Here is a 24685-nt window from a genome sequence, read left to right as displayed (position 1 = left end):
TGAATTAGTGAGCCGGGCCGAGGAAGGACAACCAACGGCGTTCAGCCAGGCGGAACAGACCGACCAGGGAGAAAGTGACTGCCAGGTAGATCAACGCGGCGAGGCCGAACGACTGGAAGGTCAGGAAGGTCGCCGAGTTGGCGTCCCGCGCGACTTTCAGGATGTCCGGGATGGTCGCGGTGAAGGCCACGGTGGTCGAGTGCAGCATCAGAATCACTTCGTTGCTGTAGTAAGGCAGCGAGCGACGCAGGGCGGACGGCATGATCACGTAGGTGTACAGCTTCCAGCCGGTCAGCCCGTAGGCTTTGGCCGCTTCGACTTCACCGTGGTTCATGCTGCGAATCGCCCCGGCGAAGATCTCCGTGGTGTAGGCGCAGGTGTTCAGGGCGAAGGCGAGGATGGTGCAGTTCATCGCATCGCGAAAGAACGCATCCAGTACTGGCTGAGCCCGCACCGCGGCCAGGCTGTAAATGCCGGTGTAACAGATCAGCAGCTGAATATAGAGCGGCGTACCGCGAAACAGGTAGGTGTAGAACTGCACCGGCCAGCGCACCCAGACATTGCTTGAGACCCGGGCGATCGACAGCGGGATCGACATCACAAAACCGATGAAGATCGAAGCACTGAGCAGCCAGAGGGTCATGGCCAGTCCGGTGATGTGATTACCGTCCTGGAACAGAAAAGGTTTCCAGTATTCCTGCAGTAGCTCGATCATCGAACGGCCTCCCGGGTGCCTGCGGCGTAGAAGTTTTCCATCCGGCGCAAGACGTAGTTCGAAACGGTGGTGATCACCAGATAGATCAAGGCGGCCAGAATCAGGAAGAAGAACAGCTGATAGGTGCTCTTGCCCGCGTCCTGGGCCACCTTGACCAGATCGGCCAGGCCGATGATCGACACCAGCGCGGTGGCCTTGAGGATCACCATCCAGTTATTACCGATGCCCGGCAGGGCAAAACGCATCATTTGCGGGAACACCACCAGGCGAAAGCGCTGAGCGCGGGTCAGGCCGTAGGCGGTAGCCGCTTCCATCTGACCTCGCGGTACGGCAAGGATGGCGCCACGGAAGGTTTCGGTGAAATAAGCCCCGTAGATGAAACCCAGAGTAATGACCCCGGCGCTAAAGGGGTTGATCTCGATGTATTCCCATTCCATGAAGTCGGTAAACAAGGACAGCCAGGTTTGCAGGCTGTAGAAGATCAACAGCATCAGCACCAGGTCCGGCACCCCGCGAATCAGCGTGGTGTAGGCCTGCGCAGGGACGCGCAGCAGTGCCGATTTCGAAAGCTTGGCGCTGGCGCCGATCAGGCCCAGGCCAACGCTCACCAGCAAGCACAGAAAGGATAATTTGACAGTCATCCAGGAGCCTTGCAGCAACAACGGGCCGAAACCCTGAAGGCTAAAGTCTGACAGCCCAAGAATCTGCAATAGGTTTTCTAGCATTGAGCAGCCCTACGTCAATCAAAAAAGAGCCCATCCGGAAATGGGCGCAGGGTCATTATTTGCCGCTGTAGAGATTCAGATCGCCAAAGTGCTTCTGCTGGACAGCCGCATAGGTGCCATTGTCGTGCAGTGCCTTGATACCTTTGTTCAGCAAGGCCTGGAGCTCGGCGTTGCCTTTGACTAGACCCACGGCGGTCTTGGCTGGAAGCAGGGGATTTTCGACCGGCTCGCTGACTTGGAAGTCGGCGCCTGGTGGCGATTTCAGGAAGCCCAGTTCGGCTTGCAGCATGTCCTGGATCGAGGCATCGAGGCGTCCGGAGATCAAGTCAGCGTACACCTGGTCCTGGTTGGCGTAGGCCTGTGTCTCTACCCCGGCCTTGTCCAGCACGGCCTTGGCGTAGGCTTCCTGGATGGTGCCTTGCTCGTAACCGACTTTCTTGCCCTTGAGGGAGGCCGGATCGGTGCCGATGGCCGCGCCTTTCTTGAATACCAGCGCGGTCGGGCCAGAGAACAGCTCGTTCGAGAAATCGATGACTTTCTCACGCGCCGGCGTGACGGTCATGGAAGAGATCACGCCATCGAACTTGTTGGCCTTGAGGCCGGGAATCATGCCGTCGAAGTCGCTTTCAACCCACTTGCACTTGACCTTCAGCTCCGCGCAGATCGCGTTGCCCAGGTCGATGTCGAAGCCCACCAGGCCGCCGTCGGCGGCCTTGGATTCGAACGGCGCATATGAGGGGTCGACGCCAAAGCGCAACTCCTTGTACTCCTTGGCCAGCGCAGAACCGGCAGCCACACACAAAGCCAATGCAGAAAGAGTGAGAAATGCTTTTTTCATTATTTTATTCCCAGGGACCATCGAAAGCGCTTGTGCCGCAAGAGCGCGTGTACTGCGTTGCGAAATGTCCTATGCACACGCAAGTACTTGTACAGACAAGCATATGCAATCACCCGGCCAATTCGCCGATTGGGCGTTTGAGAAAACGCGTACAGCGCTCTGGGATGGGCTTGGCAGGCAGGTGAGCGCAGGGGGTGAGGCAGCCTGTGAGGCTGTTACCCAAGCAAGTTTTTACGCCCGGCTGGGGTATGCGGTAACAAATTGTGAGAGGGGTCCCGACTTCCTGGCTCAATCCTTGATGTGAACAAAAAAATCCCGGAAACATTTTCTGTTTCCGGGATTTTTCGTTGTTACGCAGGGGAGATGCGGTGATCCCGTCGGCCGTGTTGGCGCGCGGGCGATTTATTCATTTTATGTTTTGCACAAGCATCACGCTTCCAGAAGGCTACGAAGTTTCAAGATGGCACTGTCGGGCGTGGTCAGAACGGGGAGGCCGCTTGCCTGACTTGCCTGTTGCGCAGCACGGGCCATGGAAAATTGCGCGAAGCACAGCAGTTCGCCGTTTGTGACCGTACGAGCCATATCCGTAATCAATTGGTCATGACGATCGGCGTTACCCTTGCGCAATTCGTCGAATGCCTCAGGGCAGACATGTGCAGAGAGTTCGCTCGCTACGCCTTGTTGCCGCGCGAAGCTTTGAAACTCCTCGGTCATGGAAGTGATTGCCAGAGGGAATGTCGACAGGATGGAGATTTTCCGGCTTCGTTGAATGGCCTCCTCGATCATGGCTTCGTTCGGTTTGAGGATCGGGATACTCAGGGAGCGTTTACACAAATCAATGGCATCGCCGAATGCCGAGCAGGTAAACAAAATGGCATCTGCGCCTGACTCAGCGGCATAAGTGGCGAGCTTCAAAAACCGTTGGCTCATCGCCGGAGTGAGTTCACCGGCGTCTGCCAGATCGCGGGAAAGAGAGTCTTCCAGCAGATTCGCCAATCTGGCCTCAGGCCAAAGCCGAGAGAAGGCCTCGGTTATCGGCGCGATGGACAGAGGCGTGGCATGGATCAAATAGATGAGCGGTGCAGGCATGACGTTTCCCAGGGCTGTAGGGGGGCAGATATATCCGTTCCGCGAAAACACTCAGGCCTTGACCCAACGCTGACGGCTCCAGCTGCTCAATGTATCGACAGCCAATACCAGTAACAACATCGCCAGGATAACCGTGCTGGCTTGAGCTTCCTGAAACAGGCTGAGGCTGACATAGAGCATTTGCCCCAAACCACCGGCGCCGACGAAGCCGAGCACACTGGCCATGCGGATGTTGTTTTCCCAGCGGTACAGGATGTACGCCAGTAGCTGTGGCAACAGGTTGGGCAGGGTGCCGTAACAGAAAGCCCATACGGCATTGGCGCCCTGCAGGCGGATCGCGTCGGCCGGTTCCGGAGGGGTGTTTTCCAGTGCTTCGGCGAACAACCGGCCGAGCACGCCGGTGGTGTGCAGGGCCAAGGCCAGGGTGCCGGCGTTGGGGCCGAGCCCGGCGGCCAGGACCATCAGTGCGGCCCATACCAGTTCCGGCACCGCGCGCAAGGCGTTGAGCACCAGGCGTGACGCGCTCTGCAAAGGCCAGCCGTAGCGCCCGGCTGCGGGCAATGCCAATAACAGGCCGAACACCGCCGCGAGCAGGGTGCCAAGGGCCGACATGGCCAGGGTTTCCAGGGCGCCGTGGCCGATGGCTTGTAGATGGCTCGAGCTCAGGTCCGGGCTGAGAAAACGCTGGGCATAAGCGCCCATCTGCTTCAGGTTGCCGGCGCCGCCGAGCTCTCCGAGGTCGATGCCCAGGTAGTTGAACGAGGCGATGACCGCTGCGCCGATGCACAGAAGCAGTGCCAGGTTGAACAGGCGATTCATGTCAGCCTCCAGCGCAGCAGGCGGCTGAGTTGATCGGCGAGCAGCACCAGGACGAGGAACGTCAGTAACAGACTGGCCACTTCACCGCCGGCGAACATACGCAACGACAAATCCATTTGCTGGCCCAGGCCGCCGGCACCGACGAAGCCCATCACCACCGAGGCGCGGATTGCGCATTCCCAGCGGTACACCGTGTACGACAGCAGTTCCGCAGCGACATTGGGCAGGATTCCGTAGCAAAAGGCAGCAAGCCGTCCACTGCCGGACTGCAGTAGCGCGTGTACCGGGCGCTGGTCGACCGACTCGAAAATTTCCGCGTAGACCTTGCCCAACATGCCGCTGTAGGTGATGGCAATGGCCAGTACTCCGGCAGTCGGGCCGAGGCCGACGGCGCGCACGAACAGCAAGGCCCAGACGATTTCCGGCACGCTGCGCAGGAAGATCAGTAAACCGCGTATGGGCCAACGCAGCAGTTGGCCCCAATAGCTCGGGTGGCCAGCGCGGGAGGCGGCAGACAGCGACAGAGCACGACTGGCGAGCAGGCCGGCGGGAACAGCCAACAGCAACGCCAGGGCCATGCCGGCCGTGGCGATGGCCAGGGTCTGCAGGGTGGCCTGCAACAACAACTGGATGAACTCGTCGCCATGGGCCGGTGGCCAGAAGGCGGATACAAACCGGCCCATCTCGCTCTGACTATCACTCGCCGCCAGTACACGGAGGTCCAACTCGCTGAAGCGGATGCCGGGCCACAGCAAGGCAAGGGCCAGCAGGGTGAGCAGCAGACGGGGCAGGGCGGCCGGATCGCGGGTGTCAGACGTCAGCATCGGGGGATCTGCACACTCAAGGGAGCCGGAGGAATCGGCGAGGATTGCAACTGCTCATTGGCGTAGAGCTTGTCGAGCAGCTCGCGATCGACGGCGCTGGCCGCAAGGTCGAACAGGATCTGTCCATCACGCAAGCCGATGATGCGCGAAAAGTGCGCCAGGGCGAGGTCCACCGCGTGCAGGCTGGCGACCAGGGTGACGTTCTGCTCCCGGGCATGGCGGCACAGCACCGAAAGCGTGTGCTGGGCCAACACCGGGTCCATGGCCGATACCGGCTCATCGGCCAGCAACACCTCGGGCGCTTGATATAACACGCGGGCAATGCCTACGCGCTGTAGCTGTCCACCGGACAGTTGCTGGCAATGCGCGAACAACTTGTCACTCAGATCCAGCCTGGCCAATGCCGCGCGTGCGCCCGGAACATCCAGCGGATGCAGCAGGTTCAGCAGGCTCTTGCCCAGACCCCACTGACCCAGCTTGCCGGCCAGCACCGCGGTGACCACGCGTTGGCGCGGGGGCAGGGGAGGCGCCTGATGGATAAGGCCGATGCGCGCGCGCAGCCGCTGGCGTTGACGGGCAGAAAGCTGCCAGACACGCTCGCCGAGCACCTGCAGCTCGCCGTTGCCCGGTCGCAGGGCGGTGGCCAGCAGGTTGAGCAGGCTCGACTTACCCGCGCCGGACGGGCCGATGATCGCGACCTGTTCGCGTGCACCGATGTGCAGATCCACGCCACGCAGCGCCTGGACACCGTTGGCGTGGGTAAGGCTGACCTGGGTCAGATGCAATGTCATTTGAGCAGTTCGGCGGCGCGTGCGGCTTCCTCGATACCCTTGTAGTTCTCAGGCTTGGTTTCGATGAAGCGGCTGGCGGCCTGCAGGTCCAGAATCTCCTTGTCTTTCGGGTTCGCCGGATCGAGTGCAAGGAAGGCTGCCTTTATCTTGGCTGCCAGTGCCGGGTCGAGGGTTCCGCGCACCGTCCAGTTGTAGTCGAAGTACGCTGGGGTGGTCGAAAACACTTTGACCTTGGTGGTATCGACCTTGCCGGCAGCGACAAGTTTTTCCCACACGCTGGCGTTGAGCACCCCGGCGTCGACCTTGCCGGCCTGGACCCAGGCAACGGTGGCGTCATGGGCGCCGGAGTAGCCCACGCGGCTAAAGTACGTTTCCGGCTTGATGCCTTCCTTGAGCATGAAATAGCGCGGCATCAGACTGCCGGAAGTGGAGGACACCGAGCCGAAGGCAAAGGTCTTGCCCTTGAGATCGGCGAGGGACTTGACGGCTGGGTCGGCGGTGATGAATTTGCTGGTGAATTGGGCGTCCTGTTCGCGCTGCACCAACGGAATGGCATTGCCGGTTTTCAGGCGTGCCTGCACGAACGTGAAGCCGCCTAGCCAGGCCAGATCGATGCGATCGGTAGCCAGCGCCTCGACCACCGCCGGATAGTCGCTGACAGGTACGAACTCGACCTTCATGCCTAATTGTTGTTCCAGATAGGCGCCAAGCGGCTTGAACTTGCGCAGCAGTTCGGTAGGGGCCTCATCGGGAATCGCGCTGACTTTCAGGGTCTCGGCGGCTTGCGCCAGCAGGGTGCAAAAAGACAAGGACAAGCCGACGGCCAGTGCCAGGGTACGCTTGAGCATGGAAGATCTCCGGTGCATTTACGGAAGAATGTCGAGGCGCCTGGCACAAGGTGATTGCTGCGTGGCGCTTTGTGAGGGTAGCCGAAATGGAGCGAAATTGACTGCTTTTGGGCTATTGCTGTTTATTGCGAAGGGCGGCATACGGCCCATCGCGGACGTTGGCAGGATCCCGAATCGGCTGTGGATTCAACCGGTCGACGCACTAGAGCATCACGCTGCGTCAATGCCTGTTGCAACCGCCGAGCCACTGCTACGCCAGGACAATACGTTTGAGCTTGGCGTTCAGTGCGGCGAACGCCGCTTCGGTACTGGCCTTGTGGTTGGTGATAAGCACGTCGATGCGTTCTGGCGGGCAGAAAGCGACGCGGCTCTCCACGCCGATCTTGCTGTAGTCGGCGAGGATGACCACGCCTTCGGCATTGTCGGCCATGGCGCGCGCCACTTCGGCTTCGCGGTGGTCGTAGTTGCTGGCACCGCGCTGGGCGTCGATGCCGACGGGCGATAACAGCGCGAGGTCGGCCCGATAGCGGCCAATTTCCGCCACCGTGGTGCCGCCAACCGTAGCGGGAGCACGGTCGGCGAGCGAACCGCCCAGTACGATCACCTCGTTGTGCTGGCCGCCTGGCACAGCGGGATTACGCAATTGCAGCGCCACGTTGAACGAGTTGGTGATCACGGTCAGCCCTCCCAGCTTGGCCAGCTCTTCGGCGAGGATGACGGTGGTGGTGCCCGCGTCGATAAACACAGTCTGTCCGTGCGACAGCAGACTGACCGCTGCGCGCGCGAGGTCACGCTTGAATTTGACGTTGATGTTCGCCCGCTCGGCGATGGGCGCTTCGTCCTCAACGCGGATGGCGCCGCCGTGTATCCGCTTCAACTCCCCCTGTTCTTCCAGAGCGACCAGGTCGCGTCGCACCGTCTCGCGTGAAACGTTCAGCTCCGTGACGATGCGGTCGGTGGTGACGCGCTGCAAAGTCGATAGTAGTGCTCGGATCCGCTGGTAACGCTCTTCTTGCCACATACCGGGTGTCCCTGCTGTTCGAGTCGCTGTCCGAGCACGCATTGTGGAGGGGCGTCAGTCGCTGTCAAGTTTGGCGCGGCCTCATGATCATTGGGCTGGCGCAGCCTGCGCGTCATATTTGTGCGATGTTAAGGCATTATTGTTTTTTTGTGTATTTGGAGCTAGCCTCGTGGCCGGGCGGTTTCTTCCCCTCGTCCGCATTTCGAAACACGCTTTCGCTTTCGCCATCGCCTCGGTTGCAACCTCTCATCTAGAAGTAGGAGCTATGCCATGCAGCGTCGCCAGTTTCTGAACACCCTCGCCACCGTTTCCGTTGTCAGTCCGCTGTTGTTGTCATCCCGCATAACGCAAGCCGCCACGCCCCCGGCCACACCAAGTGCGCTGGACCCGGCGCGCTGGTCGCCGCTCAACCAAAAGCGTCTGCAGGCGGTGATCGATGAGCACGGCGTCAAGAGCGCGTCCTACCGCCCTGACCAGCGCCCGTACGCGGTGTTCGACTGGGACAACACCTGCATCATGAACGACTGTGAAGAAGCGCTGCTGGTCTACCAGATCAATCATCTGCAGTACAAGCTGACGCCCGATGAGTTCGCTGAGGTGGTGCGTCAGGACGTGCCGAACGGCGCGTTCATGAAGGACTACACCACGGTGGACGGCAAGCCGGTCAAGATGGAAGACATCGCCAGCGACGTGGAAGCGGATTACCGCTGGTTGCACGCCAACTACAAGGGACTCGCCGGCGACAAGAGCCTGGAAGAGATTCAGGCCAGCGAGCAGTACAAGGATTTTCTCGCCAAGCTCTACTTTATGTACGACGCGATCTGCGACAGTTACCCGGTGGAGATCGGCTATAAGTGGATTCTGTATTTCTACAAGAACATGACCACGGCTGAGTTGCAGGCGATGGCCGAGGCTTCCAACAACTACGCCATCGGCGACGCGCTGCGCAAGGTCAAGTACGAGAGCTCACGCACGTTGCCGGGCAAGGCCGGGGTGGTGGCGGATACGCACTTTCATGGCATCCGCATCCATGAGGAAATCCGCGGCCTGATGCACACGCTGCGCGCCAACGGCATCGACGTCTATGTCAGCACCGCCTCGATCGACGATGTGGTACGCGTGTTCGCGGGCAATCCTCATTACGGATACGGCGTGCCGCCTGAGAACGTGATCGGCCTGCGCATGGCGATGGAAGGCGGCAAGTACACCACTCGTTATCAGCCGGACTGGCACTTCAACTACGGGCCGGGCAAGACCGTCGGCATCAAGAACGTGCTGGTTAAACAGAAGGGCTATGGCCCGGTGTTGGTGGCTGGCGACAGCGATGGCGATGCCTGGATGTTGCGCGACTTCAACGATACGGCGGTGGGGGTGATCGTCAACCGCATGAAGAAGGGCGAGATCGGCGCCGACAGCCAGCAGGCCGCTACCCAGTTGGGCACCCCGAACGCCCGCTTCATCCTGCAGGGGCGCAACGAGCACACTGGCCTGATGATTCCAGACGAGAAATCGCTCAAGTACGGTAAAGACGAGCTTAAGCTGCTGGCTTGATGGCACTGGCTCGCGGGTGGCCGGCGGCCATCCGCGAGCCGCAGTGCAACTCGCCTTGTACCTGCGGGAATGATGATTCTGCGTCGGAAAGTCGATACCACTACCGGCCCGAGTGAGTCAGTCGTATCGAGTCAAAATTGTGAGTGGCCCTGGAATTACGAGGCGCGCCCCACGGACCGCTTTTGGCCGTTTGCAGCCGGTCGCGAAGGGCAGAAATTCATCGCGTTCACTAAGATCTGAGGTGTTGGTAGTCAAACGGAGGCGCGCAATGAATCGGTCATCGCTATTTTTCGGATCGTTCAGCATCGCCTTTAGCGCGACAGCCGCTGTTCCACCGCCCATGGGCCCATTCGATGTGATCGAATGGCCGGCCACTCTGAAGGAGGCCCCTTCGCAAGGCGCTACACTTGGGGCGTTCGTCATTCAATTCGAGAAAACAACGCTAGCGCAGGTGATGAGCGAAGCTTCCGTTGGCACCCTCGCACATCGAGGCGATGCAGGTGCAAGTGTGTATTGGTTGTGCTTCACCCAGCCAAGTGTCGGCGTGCGGATATGGATCATCTCGAATGCCGAGATGGGCGGGGACAGCCACTATGTGACCAGTGTCGTCGCCGAAAAACTCAAGACTGCACAGCCGAGCAGTGACTGTCCTGCGTTACCGGCACCGTTGCATCCTGTGTCATTTGCCAATCACCTATGGCCAGGTTCTACAGATATAGATATTCAAAGAGTGCTCGGGATGCCTTCACATCAGAATGGCGCATGGCGGACTTTCGACTTCCAGGGCAGAAAGCAAGGCAAGTGCGAAGGCGGATACGACGTGTATAACTGGCTGTGGACCCGGTCGGACAACGGGCGCATCAACAGGATTGATGCGGGTCAAATAACTAGCTGCTAGTCGCACTTTTGATACCGCTTCTGATCAGAGGCAGCTTCACGTAGTGAGGCAGTCAGACAACGGATATGGCCACCTTGAACGGCCGCCTATGAGCTAGAGGCAGGATGAATAAGCCAGGCATATTGCGCAAGCAGTGCCGCAATCAAACCGATGTATGCGGGTGACGGACTTATGAAATAGTGCTTTGTAAAGGCGTACGGGCTCATGTGTCATAGTCATGTGAACCCCGCATGAGGCGGCTCTCAACCCAGTATGGATGCGACGGACACACAATGAACACTGCTCAACTATCGATTCGACAGTACATCAAAGCCAAGGACGGCAACCGTCCACATTTGTTAGACCAGGCCTTTGCGCCGGACGCGATCCTGGACATGGTCGTGCGCACCGGATCCATCTCGTTTCCACCCCACGTCGAAGGCCTTGGGCCTATCGGTGATGTGCTGGTCAGGCGGTTCGGCCAGACCTTCGAAAACGTCTATACCTTCTGCCTGGGACACCCACCTGAACCGCAGGCCAAAACATTTCAGTGCAAATGGCTGGTCGGCATGTCCGACAAGCACTCCGGCGACGCCCGGGTCGGTTGCGGTCTGTATGAATGGCAGTTCAGCCCCGAGTCGGGGCTTGTCCAGAGGCTCACTATCACCATCGAGCACATGAAAACCCTGCCAGCGACTGATCTGCACTGCATCATGGAGTGGCTATCGCATCTGGATTACCCATGGTGCTGCCCGCAAGCGTTAGTGAGCAATGCTCCAGACATAGACTCGCTTGAAGAGGTGATCCAGTACGTTACGGCCAATATTCCAACTCGCTCCTCGCCGGTGGACGGGGCGTCGCTATCTCAATAGTCGCTCAACCTGTGCCAACTCCCAGGTGCTCAGCAAACTGACCGGGTCAGTGCCGTAACGCCAGGCCTGGAGCGTGCCTTCGCGACCGTCCGGACTTCGGCAGTGTTGGCAGTGGTGCAAGCGGTTGCCGTCGAAGTCGAGGGTCAGACGCCAGCCTTCGATATCGACCTGTACCTGACCGGGTTCACTCGGTTCGTGGAGGCGCCGCAACGGGAGGACTTCCAGGGCGGCGTCTCGCAGGCGTTGGCAGACTTCGCGGGCGGTGAGGGCGGGTATCGGGGTTAGGCTCTGCAAGGTCATTCTCATTCTTGGGAGTAGCTTTTGGAGCATTGTAAGACACGCCGGCGTCATATCACCGGATACGGATTTTCGGTGTCACGGACATGCCGACTCGCAGCTTCGCCGCCGCGGGCTGATCGGGATCGATGCGAATGCGTACAGGCAAGCGCTGGACGATTTTCGTGAAGTTGCCAGTGGCGTTGTGTGGCGCAATGGCGGAGTAGGTGACTCCGCTGGCCGGTCCCAGGCTGTCCACCGTTCCTTGCAGCGTCTCGCCGGGCAAGGCATCCACCTCGATATCCACGGCTTGACCCTTTTGTACGCGCGCCAGTTGCGTCTCCCTGTAGTTGGCCGTGACATAGACGGCATCGAGCGGAACAATCGCCAGCAAGGGTTTCCCTGCATTGACGAAGGCGCCGATACGTACCGATTTCTGCCCGATCGTGCCGCCGATCGGCGCAGTGATGCGGGTATAGGAAAGTTTCAGCTCTGCGGTGCCTTGTGCGGCTTGCGCGTGGGCAAGAGCCGCCCTGGCTTTCTCCAGATCAGCTTTCAGGATATCCACTTGCTGCCGAGCGGCCTGTAAACCCGCCTGGCTCGTTTCCCCACGGGCCTGTTGAATGCTCAGTTGCGCTTCGGCCTGTTGCCGCGCTTGCACCGTTCCCGAGCCGTCGGTGGCCAGGTTGCGATAACGGGTCTGATTGACGCTGGCCAGCTTGAGCGCAGCATCATCTGCGGCAACGGCCGCTTGGGCCTGGCGGATGGCGGTTTCCTGCTGAATCAGGTGCGCTTGCAGGCTGGCGATGCCGGCCCGGGCACTGGCGACCTCGGCCTTCGCCGCGTTCAGGGCCGCAACGAAATCACGGTCGTCAATGATCGCAAGCAGATCGCCTTTCTTGACCAGCTGGTTGTCTTCGACCATCACTGAGTCGACCGTTCCCGACACCTGCGGTGCGACCGTGGTGAAGTCGGCGTGGACGTAGGCATCATCCGTGGACTGGGTCGATGCGCTGGATTCGGGGCGATTGAGATAGAGAACACCGCCGATCGTCACTGCAAGCAGTAGCACCGCGCTGATGATCCTGGCTTTCTTTGGCAAGGCCATGATGGGTTATCCGTGTGAGGAAGATGAAGAAGAGGAAGAGGGCGAGGCCACACGCACGTCGGGTGCGGGGATGTAGGTCAGCCGCAGCACCAGAGGAATCAATACCAGCGCCAGAATGCCCAGCACGCGATAGGCGTCGGCGATCGACAGCACCTGCGACTGCTGTCCGATGAGGTCCATCAATTGGGACGGCTCAAGCGCCAGGGCGTTATCTGCCAGGGCTGCATGGTCCAGCAGCATTTCCCCATGGAAACGACCGCGCACGGTCATCAGCTGTCCGACCACTGCCGCACCGGCCAGTGAACCGAAGGCGCGCAGGGTGTTGATGGTGCCGGACACATAAGGTCCTTCGGGGGGCTGCACAACGCTGGTGACCAGAAACAGCATCGATACCACCGCCATTGGCTGGCCGAACGCTTGCAGCGTTTGCACCACGACGAACTGCTCGCGGTTCCAGTCGGAGGTCAATTGCGCGCCGTAAAAGCATGCCAGTGCGATCAACAACAACCCCAACGTGAACACGATGCGCGCATCGACCCGCTTCTGATACAGCAGCAGCGCCACGACTGGCCCCAGGACCAATTGCGGCAAGGCGACGATCAAACCGATCGATGCCATTTGCAAGGGCCGGTAGTTCTGCAAAGGGCCGAGATAACTGGCCGGCAAGAGTGAGCTGGACATCAGCACCACCAACAGGCAGACGAACAGAATGCAGCCCAGCCCCAGGTTGCGGCGTCCGAGAATCTGCAGTTTGATGAACGGTGAGGGGTGATACCACTCGGTCAGCAGGTAGACGGCCAGCAGGGCCAGCCCGGCCACCAGCGATAAGGTGATCAAGGGCGAATGAAACCAGTCCAGCCGTACGCCTTGATCCAATGCAACGGTGATCAAGCCGAGCGCGGGCACACCGCAGGCCATGCCGGACCAATTGGCCTGCCCAAAGCGTGCGATCTGGATGGGCTCCCGAGGCAGTCCCCATCCGACCAACAATCCGGCGATGAGGGTCAGGGGAATGATCTGCCAGTACACCCAGCGCCAGTCAAACAGCCCATCCGTCCAGTACCCGGCCAGCCAGATCGAGAGATTGGGCGCGAAGGTCGCGGTCATCGCATACAACGCCAGCCCATACAGCCGGATGGGCGGTGGCAGGAATTTCAGCGCCGCCATCATCAGCAGCGGAATCGTCGTGCCGCAGGCAATGCCTTGCACAAACCGCAAGGTCAGCAGCAGGTTCAGATCGTGGATGAAGGGCAGGATCACCGCCAACAGCGCACAACTGCCGAGCATCCACAGTTCGAAGCGACGCAGCGTAAGCGTAATGGCGAACCACGCCGCAAAGGGCATGGCAATCAATTCCCCGGCACTGTACGCCGTGGTCAGCCAGGAGGCATCGTCGAGGCCAAAACCGAGTGCACCGCGTACATCGGCCAACGCCAATGCGCCGACGCGGGTGTTCAAACCCGCCATCATGGCTGCGATGAAAATCCCGACGAGACCTGCCATTGGGCGTATCGAGGGATTGGCCACGGGCGTTGTGGTAGCAGGGACGTGCGCTGGCGACAATGCGACTCCGTTCATTGGTCGGCCTTCGAAGGTGAAACGACCGGAGACGCGAGGGCAACCGATGAAGGTGCCGTCGGATGATCGATACCAGCCTGCGGGTCCCAACCGCCACCCAGCGACTTGTAGAGGTTGACCACGGTGAGCGTGGCGTTGGTCGCGCTGTCGTTGAGACTGGTTTGGCTGGCAAGCACATTGAGCTGCGCCGTCAGTACGCTCAGATAGTCCGTAGCACCTTGCTGATAGCCGCGTTCGGCAGACTGCAGTGCTTGCTTGTTCTGTTCATACGAATCCAGCAATTCAGCGTGCCGGCGTTGTTGTGCCGCCCAGGCATCCAGGGCGTTGTCCACTTCATGCCAGGCTCGCAATACCGTTTGCCGATAAGCCAGCGCGGCGGTTTTTTGCCGTGATTCGTTCAGGGCCAGACGCTGCATCAACCGTCCCCCCTGGAAGATCGGAAGGTAAACCGTCGGGCCTACGGAAAAGAAGCGCGAGTCCCAACTCGCGAGATCGCTGCTTTCAAAAGCTTCCACACCGACTTTTCCTTTCAAACCGATGCGTGGGTAGAAATCAGCCTTGGCCACACCGATGGCGGCTGTCGCGGCATGCAGTTGCGCTTCGGCACGCAGAATGTCGGGTCGCCGGTGAGCCAATTCCGAAGAGACACCGACCGGTACGCGGGTCGGCAGCGAAGGCAAGGGCATGGCGTCACGCAGTTGCGCATCGAGTGCGCGAGGCGGTTCTCCCAACAACAACGCCAACGCATTCATCAGGGCGTTGCGACGCTGGATCAGTTCGGGGACCAAGGCCTTGATCGTCGCCAATTGCGCGCGAGCGGACGAGGTTTCGAAGCGCGTAGCGACGCCGTTGCGCTCGCGGCTTTCGGCCAGGCCGAGGGTGCGTTCGGCAATCCTCAGATTTTGCTGCGCAATGTCCAGTTGTGCCTGCGTTCCGCGCAACTGCAAATAGGTGCGCGCCACTTCGGCGGACAAAGCCACCCGTGCCGCTTCGCGGTCATACACCGTGGCTTCCAGGGTCGCCGCAGCACCTTCGCGCGTGCGCTGGGCTCGGCCCCACAGATCGAGTTCCCAACTGGCATCGAATCCAAGTTGCCAGAAATTATCGGGGGCAGTAGGCGCTCCCAGGGCGGCGAACTTGCCATGTTCGCTGAGCCCCTCACGCGCGTAGCTGGCGTTGGCTGCTACGCTGGGCAGCAACTGCGAGGAGGCAATGCCCAGTTGTGCCCGGCTTTGTTCAATGCGTTCGGAGGCTATTTGCAGATCGAGGTTGTCAGCCTGCGCACGTGATTGCAGCTCGGCGAGCACGGCGTCGTTGAACAACAACCACCACTGGGAGGGCACTGCGGCGTCGGAAGTCAGGGCGGCGTTTGGGTAGTCCTGTCTGGGCGCTAGCACCGTTTGGTGAAGACCGTTTTCAGGCTTCACGAAGTCGGGGCCGACCATGCAGCCGGCCAGCGAAACTGCGCCTAGGGTTGCGATTGCGCACTGCCGAAATTGTGAAAGCAGCCGTTGAGAAGTCATTGCAGCGTCCTGTCGAGGAAGGGATCGCCCCAGGCCGATATCGGATGATGTCGGCCGAGCAGGGCGTCACCGAGCACGCAGCTGGCCGCGTGTGCGGGCGGTGCTGTCAGTGCACCGGAGTAAAAATGGGCTTGCTCTTGTCCTTCAACAGGACGACCAGAAACTTGGCGGGTTTGGTGAGACTGGCGTTGCGCCCGACCGTGTGGACGTCGTCCGGGCCTTCGTAGAAGGTCTGGCCCGGTGTCAGCGTGACGGATTCGCCGCCGCGCACGCCCATCACAATCGAACCCTCCAGCACATAGATGAATCCGTGTGCATTGTGCCGATGCACGGGATCGCCTCCACCCGGTGGAAACTCCACCGTGATCATCACCGCTTCCTTGCCGGGATAGTCCGCCAGTGCTTTGGTCATCAGCGGTGTTACCTGCGCCGGTGGCAATGCCTCCTGTGCGCCGGCGGTGCCGGTGGTCAACAGGAGCCCTATGGCGAAGGTTCTGAAAATGGACATGGCGTGTTCCTCGTTGTCGATTAGTAGATGGCGCAGCACCCTGGCGGGGCTGCGCCTGTGTGCCGATGCCTGATCAGGACAGGCCGGACTTGTCTACGCCGAATGCCTTGTCGTACGAGCCGGGCACGACCTGGAAGCCCACGTTGATGCGATTCCAGGCGTTGATCGACATGATCAGGAAGGTCAGGTCCGATATCTCCTTCTCGGACAGTTGTATACGAACACGCTCATAGAGCTCATCAGGCACGCCATGGGCGGGAATCTGGGTGAGGATTTCGGTCCATGCCAAGGCCGCGCGTTCGCGTGGGCTGAACAGCGTTGACTCACGCCAGATGGCGACATGGTGCATCCTGAGCGGCCGCTCGCCATGGATCGTGGCTTCCTTCACGTGCATGTCCACGCAGAAGGCGCAGCCGTTGAGTTGCGATGCCCTGATATCCACGAGATCGCGCAGCGACTCCTCGATGGCGCATTGCTTGAAGGCAAGGCTGAACTCGACGAACTTCTTGAACAGCTCGGGGGATTGCTTCTGGTAATCGATGCGCTGGGTCATGGTGAATCCTCTGTGTGAGAAATACGTAGGTGGAGATTCGATAGCGTCCTGCCTGGCTGACTGGCGCGGTCCTTAAGCCGATGTGCGGCTGAGCCAGTTCAGGAAGCGTGTCGGACCGATGTGCGCGTCGTCGCCCGCGACCAGGGATCGATCATTCAACTCATCGCCGAAGTAGCGCGCATGCACGTCGGCGATGACCTGCCGCTTGTCGTGGTGCGCGGCAAGAAACTTGCGTGCCAGTTCGTCGAGAGGAAAGCGATCGGGGCCGCCCACCTCGACGATGCCATTGACCGGTGCCCCGACCGCAAGATCGGCCAGCACCGCCGAGACGTCATCCGATGCGATGGGCTGGATAAGGGCAGGCGAGAGGCGAATCGTGTCGCCGTCGGCACCCGAATTGACAATGCCTTCGATGAACTCGAAGAACTGCGTCGAACGCAGGATGGTGTAGGGGATCTTCGACACCTTGATCAACGCTTCCTGGGCGACTTTTGCCCGGAAGTAACCGCTTTGCGGAAGACGATCGGGGCCTACGACAGAGAGCGCGACATGGTGCTCCACCCCAGCGGCCGCTTCGGCTGCAAGCAGGTTTCGACCGGACGTTTGAAAGAACTCCATGACGGCCCGGTCTTCAAATGAGGGGGAGTTCGCCACATCGACGACGACCTGGGCACCGGCAAGCGCTTCGGCCAGCCCCTCGCCGGTGAGGGTGTTCACGCCCGTACGTGGCGAGGCCGCCACCGTCTCGTGTCCATAGAGACGTAGCCTGCTGACAATGTTCGACCCGATCAGTCCGCTACCGCCAATAACGACAATTTTCATGTCCCGCTCCTCGGTTGGGTGTCGATCAAATTCGTTGCAGTGATCGATGTAGGGAGCATGCTCGCCAGCCGGGCGCGATACTTTGTCGAAGCCTTGGGTTTCCATTGAATTTGGCTTGGCTATTTGTCCAGGAACCCGTGTTATAAATCACGTCACCTGGTCGCCAATCGTCGGCCGGTAACCACGGGCATGTGCCCGGCGCGTGAGTACGGGACAGGAGCCCTGAATGCTATTGGTGTTTGATGACTGCGTGCTCGACCTGGACCGGCGCGAACTCCTTCGGGCCTCCCAGGTCGTTGCCACTGCGCCCCAGGTTTTCGACCTGCTGGTTTACCTGGCGCAGAACCGCGAGCACGTCGTTAGCCGGGACGACCTGATCAATGCGATATGGACTGGCCGAATCGTCTCGGAGTCGACCCTGGCCAGCCACATCAATGCGGTGCGCAAGGCGGTCGGTGACAACGGTCAGCAGCAGCGTGTGATTCGAACGGTGGCCCGCAAGGGATTCCGGTTCGTCGCCGACGTCAAGTCGCTGGATTGCGTTGGCCTTCCAGGCACCGAATCCGCCCCCTCGGTTCAAGCCTCTGCATCCGAGCCGGCGCTGCCAGCCAAACCGTCCATCGCGGTTTTGCCGTTCGTGAACTTGAGCGGGGACGAAGAGCAGGACTACCTGGCCGACGGCGTGGTAGGGGACATCATCGCGGCGCTGTCGCAGTATCGCTGGCTGTTTGTCGTCGCGCGCAACTCGAGCTTTACCTACAAGACCCGTACGGTGGACGTGAAACAAGTCGGTCGCGAACTGGGCGTTCGCTATGTGCTGGAGGGCAGTTGGCGCAAAGCCAACAATCGCGTGCGCATCACCGCCCAGCTGATCGATGCGACAACCGGGGCTCACCATTGGGCGGGTCGTTTCGAAGGTGTGCTGGGAGACATCTTCGAACTGCAGGACCAGATCACCGAAAGCGTGGTTGGTGCGATCGCGCCAGAGCTTGAGCGGGCGGAGATCGAACGTGCGAGGCACACGCCCACCGAAAGCCTCGACGCCTACGATTACTATCTGCGCGCAATGGCCAAGCTTCATCATGGCACCCGGGAGGCCATCGACCAGGCGCTGCCGCTCTTCCATAGGGCCATAGAGTTCGACCCGGATTTTGCATCGGCCTATGCGATGGCGGCCTGGTGTCATAGTTGGCGCAAAGCCAATCGCTGGATGACTGATCACCCGCGGGAGGTCGCGGAGGGTATCCGACTTGCTCGCCGGGCAGTGGAGTTGGACAAGGGCGATGCGGTCGCTCTCACCAGAAGCGGCCATACGCTTGGCTATCTTGCCGGCGACCTGCGGGGTGGCATTGCATTGCTGGACAAGGCACTCGTGCTCAATCCGAACCTCGCCGCCGCGTGGTTCCTCGGCGCGTTCCTCAGGCTCTGGCACGGCGAAACCGATGCAGCCATCGAGTACTTTACGCACGCCATGCGGTTCAGTCCCCTCGACCCGGAGCTGTACAGAATGCAAGCCGGAATGGCAGTCGCGAATCTCTTCGTGGGGCGCTTCGATACGGCGTCGTCATGGGCGGAGAAAGCACTTCGGGATTTGCCAGGTTTTCTGTTGGCCGTCGCCATCCTCGCAGCGAGCCATGCGCTTGCCGGACGGATGGCCGAAGCGCAGCGTGCGATGGACCATTTGCGTAAGCTCGATCCTGCGTTGTGCCTCAGCAATATCTCTGATTGGCTACCGATCCACCGGCCGGAGAATCTCGCCACACTGGTGGACGGTCTACGCAAAGCGGGACTGCCGGAATAAAGGAGAATCATCCATGTTCACGTTCTTGCAGGCTCACCCCTTGATCTGCGCCGCCACCCTGATAGTGATTGAACTGGCGCTCTGGCAGTTCATTGGTGCCTCGCGGCGCAACCTGCGGATGTGTGTGCGCGTCGGTATTTTTGTGCTGTTCTGCTGGGTCATGCTGTCTGTCGGTATCAGCCCCTTGCAGCCACCACTCTGGCCGGAGGATCCAGTACTGAACCTGATCGCCACGGTGTTGGGCATCAGCTGGTGGCTGTTTGCGGCCAGAGTACTGACCGTGATCCTGGGCAATGGCCTGATCTCTCGCGCCGGTCACAATGCTCGATTTCTCTACGATCTGATGGGGGCGTTGATTTTCCTGATCGGCATTGTCGGCGCCGCGGCCTATGTCTTGCAGCTGCCGGTCAAGGGCTTGCTGGCAACTTCCGGGGCGATGGCGGTCATTATCGGTCTGGCGGTGCAAAGCACATTGAGCGATCTGTTTTCAGGCATCGTGATCAACACCACCAAGCCTTACCAACTGGATGACCAGGTTTCCATTGATGGCACCCAGGGAAAGGTCGTTGAGATTGACTGGCGCTCGACGCATCTGATCACCGAGATGGGCGGCATGGCGGTGGTCCCCAACTCTCTGGCAGCGAAAGCGCGAATTATCAATTTCAGTCGTCCCGGAAATGTGCACGGGGTCAGTGTGATCATTGCAGTACCCAGCAGCGTGCGTCCGCGTCGCGTCATTGATGCCCTGGAAAAAACCTTGCGTGGGACTCAGGCTTTGTTGCCCGGGTTGTCCGCTAAAGTTTCGGTAAAGAGCTCTCATCTTGAGTACACCGAGTACGAACTCAAGGGCTATATAGCGTCGGATCAGAACAAGACCGAAGTGTGCAACCTGATGTTCGACCTCGCCCACCGTCACCTCGAAGCGGCGGGTGTCTCCTGGGATGCCGGTCAGGAAAACCAACCCTGGAACCGTCAACGCCAGTTGCTCGAGGACGTGCGTATTTTCCGCTCGCTGAGCAGCGATGAGCGTGAACGGCTCGCCAGTGACATGACCCCGGTGGACTATCAGGCTGATGAGGTGATTCTGGCTATCGGTGAGGTTGCCGATTGCCTGATGGTCATCAGTACCGGGGTGGTCTCCGTCTCGATTCACGACGGCGAAAAACTGATTGAAGCGATGCGTATGGGGCCGGGGGAGGTCATGGGCGAAGAGGGGATTCTCGCCGCAGGTCCTTCGCGAGCGGAGTTTCGCAGTATCACCAGTGGCCGACTTTTCAGGATTGAAAAAACCACGCTCGAAAACCAGTTGGAACACCTCAGCGATTTGAAGTCTGCCCTGAGCACTCTACAAGACAAGCGCCTGGAAATCCGTCAGGCCGTGGTCATGCAAAAGCCCGTAGAGATCAAGAAAAGCGGGTTGTTGCACTGGTTGCTGCAACGGAAGTGAAAATCGCCGCCAGTCGTCAGACTGTCGGACTTGCAACCTCCAGATTATTCAGCAGCCACTCGCTGAAGCTTCGCGCCAGCACATTGTTTTCACTGTCGCGATGGGTCAGCAAGGCCCAGTTCGGGCCGCGAATGGTTTGCTCCACCAAAGGTTGCAACAGCCCGTTGGCGCGCGCCTGCCGACTCAGTAATTGGCTGACCAGGGCGATACCGAGCCCCGAGCACGCGGCATCCAGCAGCAGGCCGGGGTCGGAGAAATTCAGCCCCTGATCTTTCTGGCCGACATCGATGCCGGCTTCTACTGCCCAGTGACTCCAGTCCATTTCTCGCTCGCCATGAAGGGTGGTGCGTTGCTCGCGTGGCACCGCCAACAGGCTCGGATGACAAGCCGGGTAGAGGCGGTCTGCGTGCAGCACCTTGAAGCTGCATTCGGCTTGAGAACTGATGTCGTCACGCACGGCGAGGTCGATGGTCTGGCTGATCATGTCCGGGACTTCATCGGTACTGAAAATCCACAGATCGACTTCCGGATGTTGACGGCGAAAATCCCCCAGGCGCGGCAGCAGCCAATGACGGGCGAACGCCGGAGTGGTGTTGAGCACCAGTTGATTGGGTTTCTGATACTGCCCAAGCCGGCGTATGCCGACGGCCAGTTGTTGCAACAGCGCCTGGGTGGTACTGAGCAGATCGTGACCCGCATCGGTCAGGCTGACGCTGCGGCCACTGCGAAAGAACAAGGGCTGTTCAAGGTACGCCTCAAGGCTGCGGATTTGCTGACTGATTGCCGATTGGGTGAGGTTCAGTTCGGCAGCAGCCTTGTGAAAACTGCCCAGCCGGGCAGCGGCTTCAAAGCCGCGAAGGGTGCTGAGAGGCGGCCAGTGCTTGAGCATACTGATAAGTTCCTCTAATCATTTATCTACAAAATCCATCGTTTGTTTGCCCGTTTTTACAGCCGTAGCATGCATGCCAAGACCGCCAAGGCAGTTTTAGTGAACACAATAACTTAACTAAAAGGGCTTTTTGTCATGCAGCAGAATGAAATTCGAAACAGTGGTTGGTGGATGCCGGCAGAGTGGGCCCGGCACGCCGCGACCTGGATGGTCTGGCCGCACAACAAGGCACTCTGGGAGTCGGGTTGGGGCGTCACATTGGCGCTGGTGCAAGAGGACTTTGCTCGTGTGGCCAACGCCATCGCCCGTTTCGAACCGGTGAAAATGGTCGTCGACCCATCTGCTGTCGCCAGTGCCCAAGCGTTGTGTGGGCCCAACATCGAATTGATTGAATTGGCGGTGAACGACAGTTGGTGTCGAGACTCCGGTCCAAGTTTCGTCTGCCACCCGCAACAAGGGTTGGGCGGTGTGAGCTGGCGCTTCAACGCGTGGGGCGGCAAGTCGGCCCATGATCTGGATGAAAGCCTGGCGCGCCGCGCACTCAATCACCAAGGCGTGCAATGCTTCGGCACACCCCTGAGTAACGAAGGCGGTGCCATTCATGTGGACGGCGAGGGCACGTTGATCACCACCGAATCTGTATTGCTCAACGCCAATCGCAACCCGGGCATGAGTAAGGCGCAGATGGAGGAAATCTTCACGCGTCTGCTGGGGGTGAAGAAGACCATCTGGCTGCCAGGTGATCCGGATCATGTAACCGGCGACATGACCGACGGCCATGTCGATGGCGTGTGCGCTTTCGCCCGCCCTGGTGTGCTACTGGTGGACGCCACTCACGACAAGCACTCGGTGTACGCCGAGGTGGTACGGGAAAACCGTCGTGCTTTGGAGCTGGCAACAGACGCCCAGGGCCGACAGTTTGAGCTGATCGAGTTGTATGAAGCGAGTGATGCCGTGGACACCGACGCCGAAGTGTTCTGTGCCTCCTACACCAACTTCTACATCGCCAACAACGCCATCATCATGCCGGCCTACGGCATCGATGCCGACCATGCGGCCGCGAAAGTGTTGGCTCAGGCTTTCCCCGAGCGCGAAGTGGTACCGGTGCGGATCAATCATCTGGCGCATGGCGGCGGCGGTGTGCACTGCATCACCCAGCAACAGCCCGCCTGGCCACTGGAGGGTTGATGTCATGACTTTGTTGACGATTGCCACTACTCAGATGCCATGCACCTGGGACTTGCAACACAACCTCGATCAGGCTGAACAGTTGGTGCGTGAGGCGGCGGCCAGGGGCGCCCAGGTCATCCTGCTGCAGGAACTGTTTGCCACACCGTATTTTTGTATCGAGCAAAATCACCAACACCTGGCGCTGGCCGAAGAATATCGAGACAGCCATGTACTCAAGCGCTTTGCCGCACTGGCCAGGGAGTTGGGGGTGGTGCTGCCGCTGAACTGGTTCGAGAAGGCGGGCAATGCGTACTTCAATTCCTTGAGCGTGGCCGATGCCGATGGGCGCTTGTTGGGTGTGTATCGCAAGACCCACATTCCCAACGCCATCGGTTATCAGGAGAAGGAATACTTCAGCCCCGGCGATACCGGTTTCCGTGTCTGGGACACGGCGTTTGGGCGCATCGGTGTGGGCATCTGCTGGGATCAGTGGTTCCCCGAGACCGCACGCTGCCTGGCGTTGATGGGCGCGCAAGTCTTGTTGTTTCCCACCGCCATTGGCTCTGAACCTGGCTGCGCAGCCCTGGATTCACGGGACCACTGGCAAATGACCATGCGCGGTCATGCGGCTGCCAACATCCTTCCGGTCGTGGCGGCCAATCGTGTCGGCCGAGAAGTGGCGACCACCGATCCGACCCTGCAGATGAGCTTCTACGGCTCGTCCTTTATCTGCAACCACAAGGGCAAATTGCTCGCCGAGGCCGACCGTGACAGCACCGGTGTGCTGGTGCACAGCCTGGACTTGACCGCGATGGGCGAAGAACGCCAGAGCTGGGGCATCTACCGCGACCGTCGCCCGGAGATGTACGGGGCGCTGTTAAGCCAGGACGGTCGTCACATCCATGCACGCTGGAATACTCAGGGGATTTGACATGCGCATTTGCAAAAAGCTGTTGATCGGCACCCTGGGATTGGCACTTGGCGGTGTCATGCCATCGCTGCACGCCGAGGAAAAAAACTTAAGGCTGTACAACTGGGCCGACTATTTCGCCGAGGACACCCTGACCCGATTCACCGCCGAAACCGGGATCAAAGTGATCTACGACGTCATGGATGGCAGTGAGACGCTGGAAGCCAAGATGCTCGCCGGTGGAAGCGGTTATGACCTGATCTTCCCCGGTGATACCGTTGCCGAACGCTTGATGCGCGCCGGCAGTCTGCTGCCGCTGGACCACTCAAAGCTCGCAGCTCTGGATGACATCGAACCCGGCTTGCAGAAGCTGCGTACCCATTATGTGCATTCGAGCCAGGCCACGGTTCCGTATACCTGGGGCACCATCGGCCTGACCTACAATGCCGAGCAGGTCAAACAGCGCATGCCGGATGCCCCGGTCAACAGCCTGGACATGCTGTTCAAACCGGAACTGGCCGCCAGGTTTGCCGATTGCGGTATCTCGATAATCGATTCGCCCGATGAAGTGTTGGCGGTGGTGCTCAATTACCTGGGCCGGGAGCCACGCAGCGCAAAGCCTGAGGACCTGGCCGCAGCGAGTGAGTTGCTGCTCAAGCTACGGCCATACATTCGCAAGTTCCAGTCGCAGCCGGTGACCGATCTGGTCAACGGCAACTTGTGCCTGTCGCTGGGTTACAGCGGGGACATGACCCAGGCGCAGCGGACGGCGGATACCGCGGGCAAGAAAACCACGTTCCAATACCGCATTCCCCGGGAAGGCACTACGGTGTGGATGGACACCATGGCGATTCCGGTTGACGCCAAACATCCGGAGTACGCCTATGCGTTTATCAACTTCGTCATGCGCCCGGAGAATATGGCCGCGATCAGTAACTTCACCGGCTACCCCACCTCCAACGCCAAGGCACGTCCGAGCGTCGACGCAATCATGCGCAACAACCCGGATATTTATCTCGACGAGGCCGCGTACGAACGGCTGATCCCTGGCAAGGACATTCCCCAGCCCGATATGCGGGCGCGCATGCGAACCTGGACCAAGTTCAAGACGGCCACCGTGAAATGAGTAC

At 60.0% G+C, this 24685-nt stretch carries 25 protein-coding genes; 8 read left to right on the top strand and 17 right to left on the bottom strand.

The genetic code is table 11. The features are described 5' to 3' along the window. Positions 1-4: 4 nt before the first annotated feature. The 9 genes from LOY36_RS17105 to LOY36_RS17065 form a co-directional block, all read right to left on the bottom strand. The gene (locus LOY36_RS17105) at positions 5-715 is read right to left on the bottom strand and encodes an ABC transporter permease (RefSeq protein ID WP_258669067.1); all 711 of its coding nucleotides are present in this window, start codon (positions 713-715) and stop codon (positions 5-7) included. Continuing rightward, positions 712-1440, bottom strand: a complete 729-nt coding sequence (locus tag LOY36_RS17100; protein WP_258669065.1) for an ABC transporter permease — start codon at positions 1438-1440, stop codon at positions 712-714. Before LOY36_RS17100 ends, LOY36_RS17105 begins: the two co-directional genes overlap by 4 nt. Positions 1441-1495: 55 nt before the next feature. Next, positions 1496-2278: a transporter substrate-binding domain-containing protein gene (locus tag LOY36_RS17095; protein ID WP_258669063.1), complete on the bottom strand. Its 783-nt coding sequence runs from the start codon at positions 2276-2278 to the stop codon at positions 1496-1498. A 429-nt stretch (positions 2279-2707) separates the two neighbouring features. After that, on the bottom strand, positions 2708-3367 hold the full coding sequence (locus tag LOY36_RS17090) for an aspartate/glutamate racemase family protein (RefSeq protein WP_258669060.1): 660 nt from the start codon (positions 3365-3367) through the stop codon (positions 2708-2710). Positions 3368-3418: 51 nt separating this feature from the next. Further along, positions 3419-4186 carry a phosphonate ABC transporter, permease protein PhnE gene (gene phnE / locus LOY36_RS17085; RefSeq protein WP_258669057.1) on the bottom strand — a complete coding sequence of 256 codons (768 nt, stop codon included), beginning with the start codon at positions 4184-4186 and terminating at the stop codon, positions 3419-3421. Further along, positions 4183-5010, bottom strand: a complete 828-nt coding sequence (gene phnE / locus LOY36_RS17080) for a phosphonate ABC transporter, permease protein PhnE (protein WP_019648577.1) — start codon at positions 5008-5010, stop codon at positions 4183-4185. Before phnE (LOY36_RS17080) ends, phnE (LOY36_RS17085) begins: the two co-directional genes overlap by 4 nt. Next, entirely contained in the window at positions 5004-5801 is a 798-nt protein-coding gene (locus tag LOY36_RS17075; protein ID WP_028941348.1) for a phosphonate ABC transporter ATP-binding protein, read from the bottom strand. The genes phnE (LOY36_RS17080) and LOY36_RS17075 overlap by 7 nt, the downstream gene beginning before the upstream one ends. After that, positions 5798-6649, bottom strand: coding sequence for a putative selenate ABC transporter substrate-binding protein (locus LOY36_RS17070; RefSeq protein WP_019580195.1), 852 nt, complete (start codon positions 6647-6649; stop codon positions 5798-5800). The genes LOY36_RS17075 and LOY36_RS17070 overlap by 4 nt, the downstream gene beginning before the upstream one ends. 250 nt (positions 6650-6899) lie before the next feature. After that, complete coding sequence (locus LOY36_RS17065; protein WP_258669053.1) at positions 6900-7670, bottom strand: DeoR/GlpR family DNA-binding transcription regulator; 771 nt, start codon at positions 7668-7670, stop codon at positions 6900-6902. A 270-nt stretch (positions 7671-7940) separates the two neighbouring features. Here LOY36_RS17065 and LOY36_RS17060 point away from each other — a divergent pair, with 270 nt between their 5' ends. From LOY36_RS17060 to LOY36_RS17050, 3 genes are all read left to right on the top strand, one after another. Beyond that, entirely contained in the window at positions 7941-9221 is a 1281-nt protein-coding gene (locus LOY36_RS17060; protein ID WP_258669050.1) for an HAD family hydrolase, read from the top strand. A gap of 268 nt (positions 9222-9489) precedes the next feature. After that, complete coding sequence (locus LOY36_RS17055) at positions 9490-10119, top strand: hypothetical protein (RefSeq protein ID WP_258669048.1); 630 nt, start codon at positions 9490-9492, stop codon at positions 10117-10119. Positions 10120-10391: 272 nt separating this feature from the next. Beyond that, positions 10392-10970, top strand: a complete 579-nt coding sequence (locus LOY36_RS17050; RefSeq protein ID WP_258669046.1) for a hypothetical protein — start codon at positions 10392-10394, stop codon at positions 10968-10970. Here the strand turns inward: LOY36_RS17050 and LOY36_RS17045 are convergent. The 7 genes from LOY36_RS17045 to LOY36_RS17015 all read right to left on the bottom strand — a co-directional run bounded on the left by LOY36_RS17045 (position 10959) and on the right by LOY36_RS17015 (position 17338). Continuing rightward, entirely contained in the window at positions 10959-11270 is a 312-nt protein-coding gene (locus tag LOY36_RS17045; protein WP_081628191.1) for a hypothetical protein, read from the bottom strand. The two genes, LOY36_RS17050 and LOY36_RS17045, sit on opposite strands and share 12 nt — an antisense overlap. 52 nt (positions 11271-11322) lie before the next feature. Then, positions 11323-12354: an HlyD family secretion protein gene (locus tag LOY36_RS17040; protein ID WP_258669044.1), complete on the bottom strand. Its 1032-nt coding sequence runs from the start codon at positions 12352-12354 to the stop codon at positions 11323-11325. A gap of 6 nt (positions 12355-12360) precedes the next feature. Then, positions 12361-13857, bottom strand: coding sequence for an MFS transporter (locus tag LOY36_RS17035; protein ID WP_258669042.1), 1497 nt, complete (start codon positions 13855-13857; stop codon positions 12361-12363). A 71-nt stretch (positions 13858-13928) separates the two neighbouring features. Then, a complete protein-coding gene (locus LOY36_RS17030) occupies positions 13929-15455 on the bottom strand; it encodes an efflux transporter outer membrane subunit (protein WP_258669041.1) in 1527 nt (508 codons plus the stop codon). A 106-nt stretch (positions 15456-15561) separates the two neighbouring features. Continuing rightward, entirely contained in the window at positions 15562-15963 is a 402-nt protein-coding gene (locus LOY36_RS17025; RefSeq protein WP_019580213.1) for a cupin domain-containing protein, read from the bottom strand. A gap of 73 nt (positions 15964-16036) precedes the next feature. Then, positions 16037-16516 (bottom strand): carboxymuconolactone decarboxylase family protein, encoded by a 480-nt coding sequence (locus LOY36_RS17020; RefSeq protein WP_258669036.1) that lies wholly within the window; start codon positions 16514-16516, stop codon positions 16037-16039. Between the two features lie 72 nt (positions 16517-16588). Next, positions 16589-17338 (bottom strand): SDR family oxidoreductase, encoded by a 750-nt coding sequence (locus tag LOY36_RS17015; RefSeq protein ID WP_258669033.1) that lies wholly within the window; start codon positions 17336-17338, stop codon positions 16589-16591. Positions 17339-17564: 226 nt separating this feature from the next. On the opposite strand from LOY36_RS17015, the gene LOY36_RS17010 reads away from it, so the two are divergent. Beyond that, positions 17565-19139: a winged helix-turn-helix domain-containing protein gene (locus LOY36_RS17010; protein WP_258669032.1), complete on the top strand. Its 1575-nt coding sequence runs from the start codon at positions 17565-17567 to the stop codon at positions 19137-19139. Positions 19140-19152: 13 nt separating this feature from the next. Further along, positions 19153-20586 (top strand): mechanosensitive ion channel family protein, encoded by a 1434-nt coding sequence (locus tag LOY36_RS17005; RefSeq protein WP_258669031.1) that lies wholly within the window; start codon positions 19153-19155, stop codon positions 20584-20586. A gap of 16 nt (positions 20587-20602) precedes the next feature. Here LOY36_RS17005 and LOY36_RS17000 read toward each other — a convergent pair whose 3' ends face one another. Beyond that, entirely contained in the window at positions 20603-21475 is an 873-nt protein-coding gene (locus LOY36_RS17000; RefSeq protein ID WP_258669030.1) for a LysR substrate-binding domain-containing protein, read from the bottom strand. 135 nt (positions 21476-21610) lie between these two features. Between LOY36_RS17000 and LOY36_RS16995 the strand changes: the two genes are divergently transcribed. The 3 genes from LOY36_RS16995 to LOY36_RS16985 are packed head-to-tail and all read left to right on the top strand — an operon-like array spanning position 21611 to position 24681. Next, positions 21611-22663, top strand: a complete 1053-nt coding sequence (locus LOY36_RS16995; protein WP_258669027.1) for an agmatine/peptidylarginine deiminase — start codon at positions 21611-21613, stop codon at positions 22661-22663. Between the two features lie 4 nt (positions 22664-22667). Next, entirely contained in the window at positions 22668-23576 is a 909-nt protein-coding gene (aguB, locus tag LOY36_RS16990; RefSeq protein ID WP_258669026.1) for an N-carbamoylputrescine amidase, read from the top strand. A 1-nt stretch (position 23577) separates the two neighbouring features. Next, positions 23578-24681 (top strand): extracellular solute-binding protein, encoded by a 1104-nt coding sequence (locus LOY36_RS16985; RefSeq protein ID WP_258669025.1) that lies wholly within the window; start codon positions 23578-23580, stop codon positions 24679-24681. The last annotated feature ends 4 nt before the right edge of the window (positions 24682-24685 follow it).

It is taken from the genome of Pseudomonas sp. B21-019, assembly GCF_024749225.1.
Classification (GTDB): Bacteria; Pseudomonadota; Gammaproteobacteria; order Pseudomonadales; family Pseudomonadaceae; genus Aquipseudomonas.
Note: the sequence above shows the minus strand (reverse complement) of the source record. Positions and strands in the feature narration are given on the sequence as shown.